This is a genomic window from Bradyrhizobium sp. CCBAU 53415, from assembly GCF_028128735.1.
Classification (GTDB): domain Bacteria; phylum Pseudomonadota; class Alphaproteobacteria; order Rhizobiales; family Xanthobacteraceae; genus Bradyrhizobium.
Map to the genome: position 1 here is coordinate 963,029 of NZ_LBJF01000001.1, position 13,501 is coordinate 976,529.

At 65.0% G+C, this 13,501-nt stretch carries 13 protein-coding genes; 10 read left to right on the forward strand and 3 right to left on the reverse strand.

Features of this window, described 5'->3' with window-relative positions; genetic code table 11:
- Positions 1 to 96: 96 nt before the first annotated feature.
- The 3 genes from XH87_RS04435 to XH87_RS04445 all read left to right on the forward strand — a co-directional run bounded on the left by XH87_RS04435 (position 97) and on the right by XH87_RS04445 (position 4,488).
- Positions 97 to 2,406: a xanthine dehydrogenase family protein molybdopterin-binding subunit gene (locus XH87_RS04435; protein ID WP_271586307.1), complete on the forward strand. Its 2,310-nt coding sequence runs from the start codon at positions 97 to 99 to the stop codon at positions 2,404 to 2,406.
- A 94-nt stretch (positions 2,407 to 2,500) separates the two neighbouring features.
- Positions 2,501 to 2,950, forward strand: coding sequence for a cytochrome c (locus XH87_RS04440; RefSeq protein ID WP_035707884.1), 450 nt, complete (start codon positions 2,501 to 2,503; stop codon positions 2,948 to 2,950).
- Between the two features lie 254 nt (positions 2,951 to 3,204).
- Positions 3,205 to 4,488 (forward strand): cystathionine gamma-synthase family protein, encoded by a 1,284-nt coding sequence (locus XH87_RS04445; RefSeq protein WP_271586308.1) that lies wholly within the window; start codon positions 3,205 to 3,207, stop codon positions 4,486 to 4,488.
- Positions 4,489 to 4,565: 77 nt separating this feature from the next.
- On the opposite strand, the gene XH87_RS04450 is transcribed toward XH87_RS04445, so the two are convergent.
- Positions 4,566 to 4,982, reverse strand: coding sequence for a CHRD domain-containing protein (locus tag XH87_RS04450; RefSeq protein WP_035707877.1), 417 nt, complete (start codon positions 4,980 to 4,982; stop codon positions 4,566 to 4,568).
- A gap of 155 nt (positions 4,983 to 5,137) precedes the next feature.
- On the opposite strand from XH87_RS04450, the gene XH87_RS04455 reads away from it, so the two are divergent.
- Positions 5,138 to 6,064: a c-type cytochrome gene (locus XH87_RS04455; protein WP_271586309.1), complete on the forward strand. Its 927-nt coding sequence runs from the start codon at positions 5,138 to 5,140 to the stop codon at positions 6,062 to 6,064.
- 11 nt (positions 6,065 to 6,075) lie between these two features.
- Here the strand turns inward: XH87_RS04455 and XH87_RS04460 are convergent, their stop codons facing one another.
- Positions 6,076 to 6,321: an Lrp/AsnC ligand binding domain-containing protein gene (locus XH87_RS04460; RefSeq protein WP_018642903.1), complete on the reverse strand. Its 246-nt coding sequence runs from the start codon at positions 6,319 to 6,321 to the stop codon at positions 6,076 to 6,078.
- 128 nt (positions 6,322 to 6,449) lie between these two features.
- Between XH87_RS04460 and thiD the strand changes: the two genes are divergently transcribed.
- The 4 genes from thiD to XH87_RS04480 all read left to right on the forward strand — a co-directional run bounded on the left by thiD (position 6,450) and on the right by XH87_RS04480 (position 10,454).
- The gene (gene thiD / locus XH87_RS04465; RefSeq protein WP_271586310.1) at positions 6,450 to 7,250 is read left to right on the forward strand and encodes a bifunctional hydroxymethylpyrimidine kinase/phosphomethylpyrimidine kinase; all 801 of its coding nucleotides are present in this window, start codon (positions 6,450 to 6,452) and stop codon (positions 7,248 to 7,250) included.
- Between the two features lie 287 nt (positions 7,251 to 7,537).
- The gene (locus XH87_RS04470) at positions 7,538 to 8,350 is read left to right on the forward strand and encodes a UDP-2,3-diacylglucosamine diphosphatase (RefSeq protein ID WP_271586311.1); all 813 of its coding nucleotides are present in this window, start codon (positions 7,538 to 7,540) and stop codon (positions 8,348 to 8,350) included.
- A gap of 13 nt (positions 8,351 to 8,363) precedes the next feature.
- Positions 8,364 to 9,407, forward strand: coding sequence for a glycosyltransferase family 4 protein (locus tag XH87_RS04475; protein ID WP_271586583.1), 1,044 nt, complete (start codon positions 8,364 to 8,366; stop codon positions 9,405 to 9,407).
- Between the two features lie 63 nt (positions 9,408 to 9,470).
- On the forward strand, positions 9,471 to 10,454 hold the full coding sequence (locus tag XH87_RS04480) for a threonine/serine dehydratase (RefSeq protein WP_271586312.1): 984 nt from the start codon (positions 9,471 to 9,473) through the stop codon (positions 10,452 to 10,454).
- Between the two features lie 182 nt (positions 10,455 to 10,636).
- Here the strand turns inward: XH87_RS04480 and XH87_RS04485 are convergent, their stop codons facing one another.
- Positions 10,637 to 12,358, reverse strand: coding sequence for a caspase family protein (locus XH87_RS04485; protein ID WP_271586313.1), 1,722 nt, complete (start codon positions 12,356 to 12,358; stop codon positions 10,637 to 10,639).
- A gap of 165 nt (positions 12,359 to 12,523) precedes the next feature.
- Between XH87_RS04485 and XH87_RS04490 the strand changes: the two genes are divergently transcribed.
- Positions 12,524 to 12,967: an RbsD/FucU family protein gene (locus XH87_RS04490; RefSeq protein WP_035707860.1), complete on the forward strand. Its 444-nt coding sequence runs from the start codon at positions 12,524 to 12,526 to the stop codon at positions 12,965 to 12,967.
- 138 nt (positions 12,968 to 13,105) lie between these two features.
- Positions 13,106 to 13,465, forward strand: coding sequence for a hypothetical protein (locus XH87_RS04495; protein WP_271586314.1), 360 nt, complete (start codon positions 13,106 to 13,108; stop codon positions 13,463 to 13,465).
- The last annotated feature ends 36 nt before the right edge of the window (positions 13,466 to 13,501 follow it).

The following is a 13,501-nucleotide window of genomic DNA, read 5'->3' on the forward strand; positions in this document are numbered from 1 at the left end:
GGCCCCGACAGGGAGCGGCCCGCCTAAACCCGTTTGCACTGCTCCTTTTTCCACGGCAATATGCCCGCAAAACAACCATGAGAACGGGAAGATAAAATGGCGGCTCCCATCAAGTTCGGCGTTGGCCAAAGCGTGCTGCGCAAGGAGGATGACGCGCTCATCCGCGGCAAGGGCCGCTATACCGACGATTACGCGCCGCAGGCCGCATTGCGCTGCCTGGTGCTGCGCTCGCCGCACGCGCATGCCAAATACACCATCGATGCGAGCCGTGCCCGCACGCTGCCGGGCGTCGCGCTGATCCTGACCGCCGACGACGTCAAGGACCTCGGCAATCTGCCCTGCCTGTTCAACCTCGAGACCGATCCGTTCACCGGCCCGCCTTACCCGATCCTGGCCAGGGACGAGGTGCGCCATGTCGGCGATGCCATCGCCTTCGTGGTCGCCGAGACCATCGACCAGGCCCGCGACGCGATCGAGGCGATCGAGGTCAAATGGTCGCCGCTGCCGGCGGTGACCGGCGTCGTCAACGCCGTGAAGAAGGGCGCAGCCTTGGTCTGGCCGGACAAGCCCGGCAACGTGCTGTTCGACGTCTCGATCGGCGACAAGGCGGCGACGGAAGCAGCGTTTGCCAAGGCGCATGCGGTCGCCGAGATCTCGATCGTCAATCCGCGTGTGGTCGCGAGCTTCATGGAGACGCGCGCCGCGGTGTGTGAATACGATTCCAAGCGCGACCATCTGACGCTGACGGTCGGCAGCCAGGGCAGCCATCGCCTGCGCGACATCCTGTGCCAGAACGTGCTCAACATCCCCACCGAGAAGATGCGGGTGATCTGCCCCGATGTCGGCGGCGGGTTCGGCACGAAGCTGTTTCCGTACCGGGAATACGCGTTGATGGCCGTCGCCGCGCGAAAACTGAAGAAGGCGGTGAAGTGGGCGGCCGACCGCTCCGAGCATTTCATGGGCGACGCGCAGGGGCGCGACAACGTCACCACCGCGAAGATGGCGCTGGCCGAGGACGGCAAGTTCCTTGCGATGGACTGCGACCTGATGGGCGACATGGGCGCGTATCTGTCGACCTTCGGCCCCTACATCCCGCACGGCGGCGCCGGCATGCTGCCGGGCCTCTACGACATCCAGGCCTTCCACTGCCGGGTGCGCACCATCTTCACCAACAGCGTGCCGGTGGATGCCTATCGCGGCGCGGGCCGGCCGGAGGCCGCCTATGTGATCGAACGCCTGGTCGACGCGTGCGCGCGAAAACTCGACATGACGCCGGACGCCATTCGCCGCAAGAATTTCATTCAACCGAAGGCGCTGCCGTACAAGACCGCGACCGGCAAGGTCTATGATTCCGGCGACTTCGCCGCGCACCTGAAGCGCGCGATGGAGATCGCCGAGTGGAAGGAGTTTCCCAAGCGCGCCAAGCTCGCCAAGAAGCACGGCCTGATCCGCGGTATTGGCCTTGCGAGCTATGTCGAGGTGTGCGGCACCATGGGCGAGGAGACCGCCAATGTGCGGCTCGATCCCAATGGCGACGTCACCGTCCTGATCGGCACTCAATCGAGCGGGCAGGGGCACCAGACCGCCTATGCGCAGATCGTCGCCGAACAGTTCGGCGTCGCGCCCGAGCGCGTCCACATCCACCAAGGCGACACCGACGAGATCGCAACGGGCCTCGGCACCGGCGGCTCGGCCTCGATCCCCTCGGGCGGCGTCAGCGTCGAACGAGCCACGCGTGAGCTCGGCCAGAAGCTCAAGGAGATCGCGGCACAGGCGCTGGAAGCCAGTGCCGGCGACCTCGAGATTTCGGAAGGCGTGGTGCGCATCGCCGGCACCGACCGTTCGATCTCGTTCGCCGATCTCGCCAAGCGGCCCGGCGTCGATCCATCGAAGCTGAACGGCAGCGCGACCTTTGCCAGCGCCGACGGCACCTATCCAAACGGCACCCATGTCGCGGAGGTCGAGATCGATCCGGCCACCGGCATCATCAAGATCGTCAACTACGTGATCGTCGACGATTTCGGCAAGACGCTCAATCCGCTGCTGCTGGCGGGACAGGTGCATGGCGGCGCCATGCAGGGCATCGGCCAGGCGCTGATGGAGCAGGTGGTGTATGGCGCCACGGACGGCCAGCTCATCACCGCGACCTTCATGGACTATGCGCTGCCGCGCGCGGCGGACGGGCCGGCCTTCGTGTTCGAGACCCACAACATCCCCTGCAAGACCAATCCGATGGGAGTGAAGGGGGCAGGCGAGGCCGGTGCGATCGGCTCCTGTCCGGCCGTCGTCAACGCCATCGTCGACGCGCTCTGGCGCGAGTACAACATCGACCACATCGACATGCCGGCAACGCCGGAGCGGGTGTGGATCGCGATCAACGAGCACCATCGCCGCCACAGCCTGTAGGCGGCGATTTTCCCCCGGCGGGAATAAACGTCCCCTGCGGGGTTCTATCCATGATGGACCCATCCTCACCTCTGCGAGCCGGAGACGCTAGCCAATGAAACGAATGATGATTGTCGCGGGTAGCCTTTTGCTGGGCGCCGGCGCCGTGATGGCGCAACAGGAGATCGCCGTTCAGCAGGACAATCTGATGCGCTCGCAAGCCAAGAGCCTGTACACGGTCATCCAGAAGATGACGAAAGGCGACATCCCGTACAATCAGAAGGCGGTCGACGAGGCCATCGCCAATCTCGAGGCCGACGTCGCCAAGATCGCCAAGACCTTCGAGGTCAATCCCAAGCAGGACGTGGTCGACGCGACCTACGGCTCCTCGCAAAAGGTCTGGCAGAACAAGGCCGATTTCGACTCGAAGATTCCTCCGGTGCAGAAGGCGATCGCCGCCGTCAAGGGCAAGATCAAGGACGTCGCGAGCCTGAAGGCCGCCTACACCAGCATCAACGATCGCTGCGCCGACTGCCATGAGACCTATCGGGTGAAGCTGAAGTAGCCGGGGTCCCAGGATCAAGAAGATGGCGGTTGCGAAAGCAGCCGCCTTTTTTGTGCGACCATGGCCGCGACTCCCAACGCGGCAGGAAATTATTTGCAAGGCCTGACGGATCGCGGCCGGAGCAGTTATCCTTGCTCCCGACGCCGCGTCGGTGTGAGCTGTTGGTTGCTGGCGCATCTCGTTTCCGACTGCCTCATGGCGTCAGGCGTTCCGGCCCGCGGCGAGGATCTCAAATCAGGACAGCGAGACAGGCCATGGCAAAACCGTTCCCGTCGAAGACCCATATCGGCAACCATATGCTGCATCCGGAAACGCTGATGCTGACCTATGGCTATGATCCGCAATTGTCGGAGGGCGCCATCAAGCCGCCGGTGTTCCTGACCTCCACCTTCGTGTTCAAGACGGCCGAGGACGGGCAGGACTTCTTCGACTACGTCGCCGGCCGGCGCGAGCCGCCCGAAGGCATGGGCGCTGGCCTCGTCTATTCGCGCTTCAACCACCCAAACAGCGAGATCGTCGAGGACCGGCTCGCGATCTACGAGCGCACCGAGACTTGCGCGCTGTTCTCATCCGGCATGGCGGCCATCGCGACCACGATCCTGGCTTTCGTCCGCCCCGGCGACGTCATCCTGCACTCCCAGCCACTGTACGGCGGGACCGAAACCTTGCTGACGAACACGCTTGCGCGCCTGTCGATCGGCGCCGTCGGCTTTGCCGATGGCGTCGACGAAACGGCAGTCAGGCAGGCGTCGGAAGAGGCGATGGGCAAGGGACGGGTTTCGATTATCCTGATCGAGACGCCGGCCAATCCGACCAACGGCCTGGTCGACATCGCGATGATCCGCCGTATCGCCGACGCGATCGGCAAGGCGCAGGGACACACTCCGATCATCGCCTGCGACAACACGCTGCTCGGACCTGTGTTTCAGCGGCCGATCGAGCACGGTGCGGATCTCTCGCTGTATTCGCTGACCAAATATGTCGGCGGTCATTCCGATCTGATCGCGGGGGCCGCGCTCGGCTCGAAGGCGATCATGAAAGGGATCAAGGCGTTGCGCGGCGCCATCGGGACCCAGCTCGATCCGCATTCCTGCTGGATGATCAACCGCTCGCTGGAGACGCTGAGCCTGCGGATGGAGAAGGCCAACGACAACGCGCGCCTCGTGGCTGACTTCTTGCGCGATCATCCCAAGGTCGCCAAGGTTCACTACCTCGGTCATCACGAGGCGGCCTCGCCCGCGGGGCGCGTGTTCGCGCGCCAGTGTCTGGGAGCGGGCTCCACCTTCTCCTTCGACATTGCCGGCGGCAAGGAGGCGGCGGTCAAATTCCTCAATGCGCTGCAGATCCTCAAGCTGGCGGTCAGCCTTGGCGGAACGGAATCGCTTGCGAGCCTGCCCGCAACCATGACCCATTCCGGCGTTCCCGCCGACATCCGCCGCAAGATCGGCGTCCTCGATTCCACGATCCGGCTGTCGATCGGCATCGAGAACCCGTCGGACCTGATCGCCGATCTCGCGCAAGCGCTGAACGCGGCTTGAGCGCCCCCCGGGAATCGAAAAGGCCGGACGCCCCCTCTTGCGCCCGGCCTTCGCGTGCAACGAAGCAGCCTTGAAGCTTACTTCGTCACCTGGCCGCGGATCTCGCCGCCCGGATGGGCCGCGGTGTGGATGTTGATGTAGTACTTGCCGCCGAGCAGATCGGCGGCCTGCGCGTCCGTGAGCGTCGCTTCGCCCTTGACCGGGCTCGAGGCCGCATTCGGGATCGCCACCGCGACGCCGGCGTTCTTGCCGGCCTCGGCAGGCCCGTGGAAATGCGCGGCGGTGGCGGGGCCGGAGAGGCCGGAATAGGTGACGGTCCAGGACAGTTTCTTGCTGGCGGCGTCGTAGTTCAGATCGGCCGTTCCCGTGCCGCCGCTGGTCGTCGCCGGCACCTCGGCCTTGCCGTCGAGCGTTGCCTTCAGCTTCTCCGCGCCGGCCGGGCTCGCAAAAGCGACGGCCCCGAGCGCTAACACGGCGATGGCGGTCTTGTTCATGACATTCTCCCTGTTGAACCCGATGGGGCTGCCAAACTTCCAACAGCCGGCATTTCAGTTTATTCCCGTCTCCGGCCAGGGCGGGCTAAATTCTTCGTGGTTGGAGCCGCGACGACATCGGTCATAGGTTCGCCGCAACGAGTGAATGGGTGCGCATGTTGCAACGAACAAGTCTGGTGGCGCTGCTCGCCGCGGTCGCTGCGGCCGGCGTCTATTGGTGGCTCAGCGCGCCGGTGGTGGCGGCCGCGGCCAATGCACCGGCCCATGTGCCCGATCTCGCCAACGGCGAGGTGATGTTCAACGCCGGCGGCTGCGCGTCCTGCCATGCCGTTCCCAATCAGCCTGATCGTCTCAGGCTTGGCGGCGGCGTCGCGATCAAGTCGCCGTTTGGAACGTTCTACGCGCCGAACATCTCACCCGATCCGAACGACGGCATCGGCAAATGGACCGACGCCGATTTCGTCAATGCTGTGATGCACGGGGTTTCGCCGGCCGGACAGCATTACTTTCCGGCGTTTCCCTATACGTCCTATCAGCACGCCAGGCGCGAGGACGTGCTTGATCTCTTCGCGTATCTGAAAACGTTGCCGGCGGTTGCAGGCAAGGTGCGCGACCACGACGTCGGCTTTCCCTTCGACATCCGCCGTAACATCGGCATTTGGAAGTTCCTGTTCATGGACGGCAAGCCTTTCGTTGCCGACGGCAGCAAGTCGCCGCAATGGAATCGCGGCGCCTATCTCGTCAACAGCTTTGGTCATTGCGCCGAGTGCCACAGCCCGCGCAATGCGCTGGGAGGCATCATCGCCGGCCAGCGGTTTGCCGGCGGTCCGAATCCGGAAGGCGAGGGATGGGTTCCGAACATCACCCAGAAGCGCCTTGGCGAGTGGAGCGCGAAGGATCTCGCCAATTTCCTCAAGACGGGTGAGTTGCCGGACGGCGACAGCGTCGGCGGCGCGATGACGCGCGTGATCAAGAACACCTCGCAATTGCCGGACCAGGATCTCGCGGCGATGGCGGAGTATCTCAAATCGCTGCCACCGGTGGACGGGCCGACGCCGCCGAAACGCAAGCAGGCGAGCTAGCGTAGCAAACGCTAGCCCGTGCCGAACGCCTTGAAGGTGATGATGGTGAGGGTGTCCTGGATACCCGGCAGCACCTGCACCTTCTCGTTGACGAAATGGCCGATGTCGGTGTCCTTGTCGACGTAGAACTTCACCAGGAGGTCGTATTGGCCGGCCGTGGAGTAGATCTCGGAGGCGATCTCGGCTTCGGCAAGCGCATTGGCCACCGTATAGGACTGGCCGAGCTTGCATTTGATCTGAACAAAAAAAGGAACCATCGCGGGCACTCCGAAAGCGTATTCTTCCGGCTAATAGGCCAAAACCGGCCGGATTTAGCAAGCGAACTTGCCGGGTTTGGCGCGGGCTTGCTAAGACGGGCCATGGCTTGAAAACGCGGAAAATCGTCATGACGACCCCGGTCGCAATCACCATCGCCGGCTCCGATTCGAGCGGCGGCGCCGGCATCCAGGCGGATCTGAAGACCTTTGCCGCGCTCGGCGTCTACGGCGCCTCCGTGATCACGGCGCTGACGGCGCAGAACACGCGCGGCGTTACCGGCATTCACGCGGTGCCGGCCGAGTTCGTCACCGAACAGGTCGACGCCGTGTTCTCCGATCTCGAAATTGGCGCGGTGAAGATCGGCATGGTGGCCCAAGTCGCCAGCATCGATGCCATCGCGGCCGCGCTGTCGCGCTGGCGGCCCCGGCACATCGTGCTCGATCCCGTGATGGTGGCGACCTCCGGCGACCGCCTGCTGGCCGCGGAGGCCGTCAACGCCCTGCGCACCAGGCTGATACCGCTGGCCGCCGTGATCACGCCGAACCTGCCGGAGGCCGCGGCTCTGCTCGACCAGCCGGTCGCGGGGAGCGAGGCCGAGATCGAAAGCCAGGGACGCCGTCTGCTGGCGCTCGGCTGCCGCGCCGTCCTGGTCAAGGGCGGACATGGGGAGGGCGCGGAGAGCATCGACTATCTGGTCGGTGCGGAAAGCACCATCGCGCTCGCGGCGCCGCGCATCGCCACCCGCAACACCCATGGCACCGGCTGCTCGCTGTCCTCGGCGATCGCGGCCGGGCTGGCCAAGGGCGAAGACCTGGAAAACGCCGTGCGCCATGCCAAGTCCTGGATCAGCGCCGCGATCGGCGCCGCCGACCGCTTCAGCGTCGGGCACGGCCACGGGCCGATCCATCATTTCCACAGATTCTACTGAGGCGGGCCGCCCGCGGCAGCGCCGCCGCGGTGCACGTTGGGGGCACGCTAGCCCCCACATCGTCATGGCCTGTCCCGGCCATCCACGCCTTGCCACGCAGCACGAAGAACGTGGATGCCCGGGACAAGCCCGGGCATGACGATCACCTTCTGCGGCGCCATGTCGCCTGATTGTCGCATGCGACTGATATTCGCGGGGCGGGCGAGGCGAAGTTTGATTCGTATCTGAGGTGCCTCAAGGTTCAATCGGTCATCCCCCTGTCACGGGACATTGTTACAGGCTGGCGCATGGGAAGTTACGATATGAGTGACGAGAGCCCGGAGCGGCGCTTTCGCACCTTGTTCATCTCCGACGTCCATCTCGGAGCCCGCGGTTCTCAAGCCGATCTTCTGCTCGACTTCCTGCGCCACCACGACGCCGACACGATCTATCTCGTCGGCGACATCGTCGACGGCTGGGCGCTGAAATCGAGCTGGCACTGGCCGCAGTCGCATAACGACCTCGTCCAGAAGCTTTTGCGCAAGGCGCGCAAGGGCGCCAAGATCATCTACATCCCCGGCAATCACGACGAGTTCCTGCGCAACTATTATGGTACGCATTTCGGCGGCATCGACGTCGTCGAGAACACAGTTCACACCGGCACCGACGGCAAGCGCTATCTCGTCATCCACGGCGACATCTTCGATCTCGTGGTGCAGAACGCCCGCTGGCTCGCCCATCTCGGCGACAAGGCCTACGACCTCGCGATCCAGATGAACCGCCTCGTCAACTTCTTCCGCCGCCTGTTCGGCGTGCCCTATTGGTCGCTGTCGCAATGGGCCAAGCAGAAGGTCAAGAACGCCGTCAACTATATCGGCGCGTTCGAGCAGGCGCTCGCGGCCGAGGCGCGGCGCCACGATGCTGACGGCGTGATCTGCGGCCACATCCATTACGCCGTCATCCGCGACGAGGCCGGCATCCGCTACATGAATTGCGGCGACTGGGTCGAGAGCTGCACGGCCCTGGTCGAGCATGACGACGGGCATTTCGAGATCATCACCTGGGCGGATCATTTGCAGAGGCCGGCAGCCGTTCCGCAGGTCGCGGCAAGAGCCGCGTGACAAGGCCCGCATGATGCGCATCCTGGTCGCGACCGACGCCTGGCACCCGCAAGTCAATGGTGTGGTTCGGACGCTGACCAAGCTTGCCGACGCCGCCAAAGGGCTCGACGTCGAATTCGCGTTCCTGACGCCGCAATCGTTCCGCACCTTCGCGATGCCGAGCTATCGCGACGTGCGGCTCGCCATGCCGCGGCCGGCCCGGATCGCCGGGCTGATCGAGGAAGCGCGCCCGGACAGCATCCACATCGCGACGGAAGGGCCGATCGGCCTGATGGTCCGCCGCTATTGCCGCCAGCGCAAGCTGCCGTTCACGACCAGCTTCCACACCCGTTTCCCCGAATATGTCCGCGCCCGCGTGCCGGTGCCGGGCTCGCTGATCTGGCGCGCGCTGCGCCGATTCCACGCGCCCAGCCGTGCCGTGATGGCGGCAACGCCGGCGCTGGCCCGCGAACTGACCGACCGCGGTTTCGACAATGTCGTGCTGTGGCCGCGCGGGGTCGATACCGGCCTGTTCCATCCCCGTGCCATCGATCTCTGCCTGCCGGCACCGGTGTTCCTATCGGTCGGCCGGGTCGCGGTGGAGAAGAATCTCGAGGCCTTCCTCGACCTCGACCTGCCCGGCACCAAGGTCATCGTCGGTGACGGCCCGGCGCGGGCCTCGCTCGAACAGGCCTATCCCGACGCGATCTTCCTCGGCGAGAAGCACGGCGAGGCGCTGGCGGAAATCTACGCGGCCGCCGACGTGTTCGTGTTCCCCAGCAAGACCGACACGTTCGGCCTGGTCCTGCTGGAAGCGCTCGCCAGCGGCCTGCCGGTCGCGGCCTTTCCGGTGAGGGGCCCCCGCGACGTGATCGGCGTTGCGCCGGTCGGCGCGCTCGATCACGATCTGCGCAGTGCCTGCTTCGCCGCGCTCGACATCTGTCGGCAGGACTGCGTCGCGTTCGCCGCCAATTACACCTGGGAAGCCTCGGCCCGGGTCTTCATCGACAGCATCCAGGCGGTCGGGGCGGTGCTGCCCGGCCGGACCAGCGCGGAACAGCCGCGCCGGGTCGCCTGAGCAGGTAAAACCTCTCGCGGAGGTGTCTTGCCCGGGCCTCATCGGCCGCGATAACATTCCGCCATGACCGAACAGCTCCTTCCGGTCGGCCCTGCCGACATCGATGCCGCGGCGCGCGTGATCGCGCCTTACGCCATCCGCACCCCGCTGTTGTCGTTTCCCGTGCTCAACGAGCGCGTCGGCGCCAAGGTGTTCTTGAAGCCGGAGATGCTCCAGCGCACCGGCTCGTTCAAGTTCCGTGGCGCCTTCAACAAAGTGTTCTCGATCCCGCAGGACAAGCGCGCCGGCGGCGTCGTCGCGTTCTCCTCGGGCAACCATGCCCAAGGGGTGGCGGCCGCGGCTAAGATCCTCGACATGCAGGCAACCATCGTGATGCCGGCGGATGCGCCGCTGTCGAAGCGCGAGCGCACCAAATCCTACGGCGCCGAGGTCGTGCTGTATGACCGCGACCGTGACGACCGCGAGGCGATCTCGCGCGGCATCGCCGAGAAGCGCGGCGCCACACTTGTGAAACCCTATGACGATCCCTTCGTGATCGCGGGGCAGGGCACCGCCGGCCGCGAGGTCGCCGAGGACATGGCAGCGCTCGGCCTCAGCCCCGACATCGTGGTGGCGCCGGCCTCCGGCGGCGGCCTGATCGCGGGCGTCGCGACCGCCGTGAAGGCGCGCTACCCGCTGGCCGAGATCGTGGTGGCCGAGCCCGAGGCATTCGACGATCACGGCATTTCGCTGAGCGCCGGCCACCGTGAGCCGCATCCACCGGCCGGCCGCACCATCTGCGACGCGCTGATGGCCTTGATGCCCGGCGAGATGACGTTTGCAATCAACAGCAAGCTGCTCGCGCGTGGTGTCACGGCGTCCGATGCCGAAGTGGGGGCTGCCGTTGCGTTCGCCTATCGCGAGCTCAAGCTCGTGGTGGAGCCCGGTGGTGCCGTGGGCCTCGCCGCGCTGCTGGCGGGACGTCTCGAGGTCGCTGGGAAGAATGTCGTCATCGTGCTCTCCGGCGGCAATGTCGACGCGGATTTGTTTGCCGAGCTGGTGGCTTAGTCGTCATTCCGGCGCTCGCGAAGCGAGAGCCTGGGGTCCATTTCTCAACCGACCCTGCCGCACGATGGATTTCCGGGCCTGCGCCTTCGGCGCATCCCCGAATGACGATGCTCAAGAGCTGACATGAAGAAGGGGCAGAGCATTGCGGCTCTGCCCCTTTGTCGCGTCTGCCTTCCGTGCGATCAATGCATGAAGCCGCCGCGACGGTTGCCGCCGCCGTTCATGCTCGGCGCCTGGTTCATCGACTGCCGGAAGTTGTTGTTGCTGTTGACCATGCGGTTCGGCATCGCATTGAACTGCGGACGGTTGTTCAGCACTTTGTTTTGCACTTGCATCTTGTTCACCGGATTGCTGTTGGGCTTTACGATGCCGGTGTTGCCGTTGTTGATGCGGATCGGGTGGTTCTGCGTCTGAACATTGATCGGCTTCACGTCGACCTTCGTGCCGCCTTTGCCGATAGTCGCCGGCATGCTCACGATCTTGCCCGGCTTGGCGTTGCCGCCATTCTGCGTGGTGTTGGTTGCAGGCAAGGTCACGATCTTGCCGATCCCGCCATTGCCGTTGGTCGTGTTGGTCGGCGCGGGCAGGGTGACGATCTTGCCCGGGGTCTGCGACGGCGTGCCGTTCTGCGGGTTCGGCAGGTTGCCGCCGATCTGCGCGCCGCCATTACCCTGCTGCAAGGGCATGTATTTGGGCTGGCCGAGATTGCCGATCTTGAAGGTCGGCGCAATGTTCTGCGGCGCCAGGAACTTGGTCGCCTGCATCAGGGGGATCTGCTTCGGCTGCGCCTGCAGCTTCAGCGCGACCTGTGCATAGGGGCTGTTGCCGTAGCTGTCATAGAAGCTCTTGTAGGCAAGCGGCGAGTTCGTGAGCACCGCCTTGTGCCAGGCCTGCGAGAGCAGGAGGTTCTTGAGCAGCCAGCGGACGTGGTCGCACAGCGGGTCGTGCGGGTACATCTGGATGAACTCCTGATAGTATTCCGGCCGGCCCTCGGACACGACGTAGTCATAGGCCTGGCGGGTCGAGCGGCTGGGCAGGTTGGAGGCCATCTGCACCACTGGTGCATTCACCGGCGTGCGGTTGGCCGCGACTGCGGTGTCGCCGAAGAAGGTGAAGTCGCTCGTGAGGGAGGAGCTCTCCCACGGAATCTGCGCGCCGCCGGTCGACTGGTTCACCTGCAGGCGGACGCGCTTGAACAATTGCTCGATCGGCACGTTGGGCTCGCGCGCGATGTTCAGGAACGCCTGCGTGTAGGGGCTGTGGCCGCCCGTGCCGTCGAGCGCTTCGGCGCCCGGCGCGGTCGAGTAACCGACGATCGAGCCGTTCGGTGCATCGACGATGGCGAGGCCCCGGCCGGCATCGTTGACTTGGGGGAACGGGTTGTTGCGGCAGGCATCGAGGATGACGATGCGCATGCGGCTCGGAATCGTCTCCAGCGTGGACATCACGTCGACGAGGCGCACCGAATTGTTGACGAGCTCTGTCGGGCTGGACACTTTCGCGTCCACGGGAACGAGATAGTTCTCGCCGGCGAGCTGCACGCCGTGACCGGCGTAATAGACCATCGCCACCGTGTTGGGACCGCGTGAGGCGACCTTTGCGGAAAAGTCCTGGACGACGCGGAGCATGTCGTTCTGCGTCAGGTCGGTCGCGGCGACCACTTCGAAACCGGCGGAGTTCAGGAACTGCGCCATCGATTGCGCGTCATCGTCGGGGTTCGCAAGTTGCGGCGCGTTCCGGTAGTTCGCATTGCCGATCACCAGCGCCACCCGCTGCTCCGGGCCCTGCAGGGCGGTGGGAGCCGGCACGACCGGGGCGACTTGCGCGGCAACGGGCCCGCAGGCGAAGCCGAACAGGCTTCCCACGAGGCTAGCTGTCATCAGGAAAGGCTTCAGGCGGAACATGGCGTGCTCCTTTGGCACTCATCTCGATGCGAGATTGGTTGCGCTGAAGCTTGGTCGCGTTCGAGTTTGCGGTCCGTGATCCCTATCACCATGGCGGCGAACGTGATCTGAATCACGCTTGGAACCTGCTATGGTTTAGCGATCGATAAGGGGAGCTTCCGTCACATGCTGAAATCGATCGATCCGATCCTGACGCCCGACCTGCTCTGGCTGCTCGCCTCGATGGGCCATGGCGACGATCTCGTCTTCGTCGACGCCAATCATCCCGCGGCCCGGATCGCGCAGAGCACCTCCTCGCAGCGCCTGATCCAGCTGCCGGGCATGAGCATGGAGACCGCCGTCCGCGCCATCATGTCGGTCTATCCGCTCGACGATTTCGATCCCGATCCGGTGCGTGTGATGATGCCGGTGGACGATCCCGACCGCGTGCCCGAGGTGCAGCATGCGGTGCTGGCGGAGGTCGCGCGCGCCGCCGGTCACCCCGTCACACCTGGCAAGTTGTCACGAGCGGATTTCTATCGCGCGGCGGCGGCAGGTTTTGGCGTCGTGCAGGTCGGCGACAGCCGAGGCTATGGCTGCTTCCTGCTCCGCAAGGGCGTGATCAGCTAGCGGGGCTGCGTTCGATCGACGCACGGCTTGGTGCAAAGCGGATGCGATCATCGCGTGCGATGATCCTGCCCATGGCTACGTTCATCCAGCGATCGAATTTGAATGGCGTTCTCGCGGCCGATTGTCTAGGGTCAACGCATGTCGCGCCTTGTGTGTCTATCTGTTGCTATCATCCTGTCGCTGCTGCCGGCCGTCGCGCCCACTGAGGCCGCGCAAAAGCGTCCCAAGCCGGTCTGGAAGGGCTACGGCTTCCTGCCGGGCTATCGGCAGCCGCTGAGCAACGCCATTCCGCTCTACAAGCAGAAGGACGCGATGCGGCGCCTTGCGCGCAACGACCGGCGCCATTGGTACATCGACCCGGTTCCTCAATACTACCGTTGGGATGGCGAGTGGCATTATTTCGGCCGCCCCGGCTTCGGCGGCGGCCGCTACAATGGCGGCAGTTTCGGTCCGTGCTGGACGCGGACGCCGATCGGGCCAATCTGGAATTGCGGGTGATGGACTGAGCGCAGCAGTCTCGTGCCCCGGACGCAG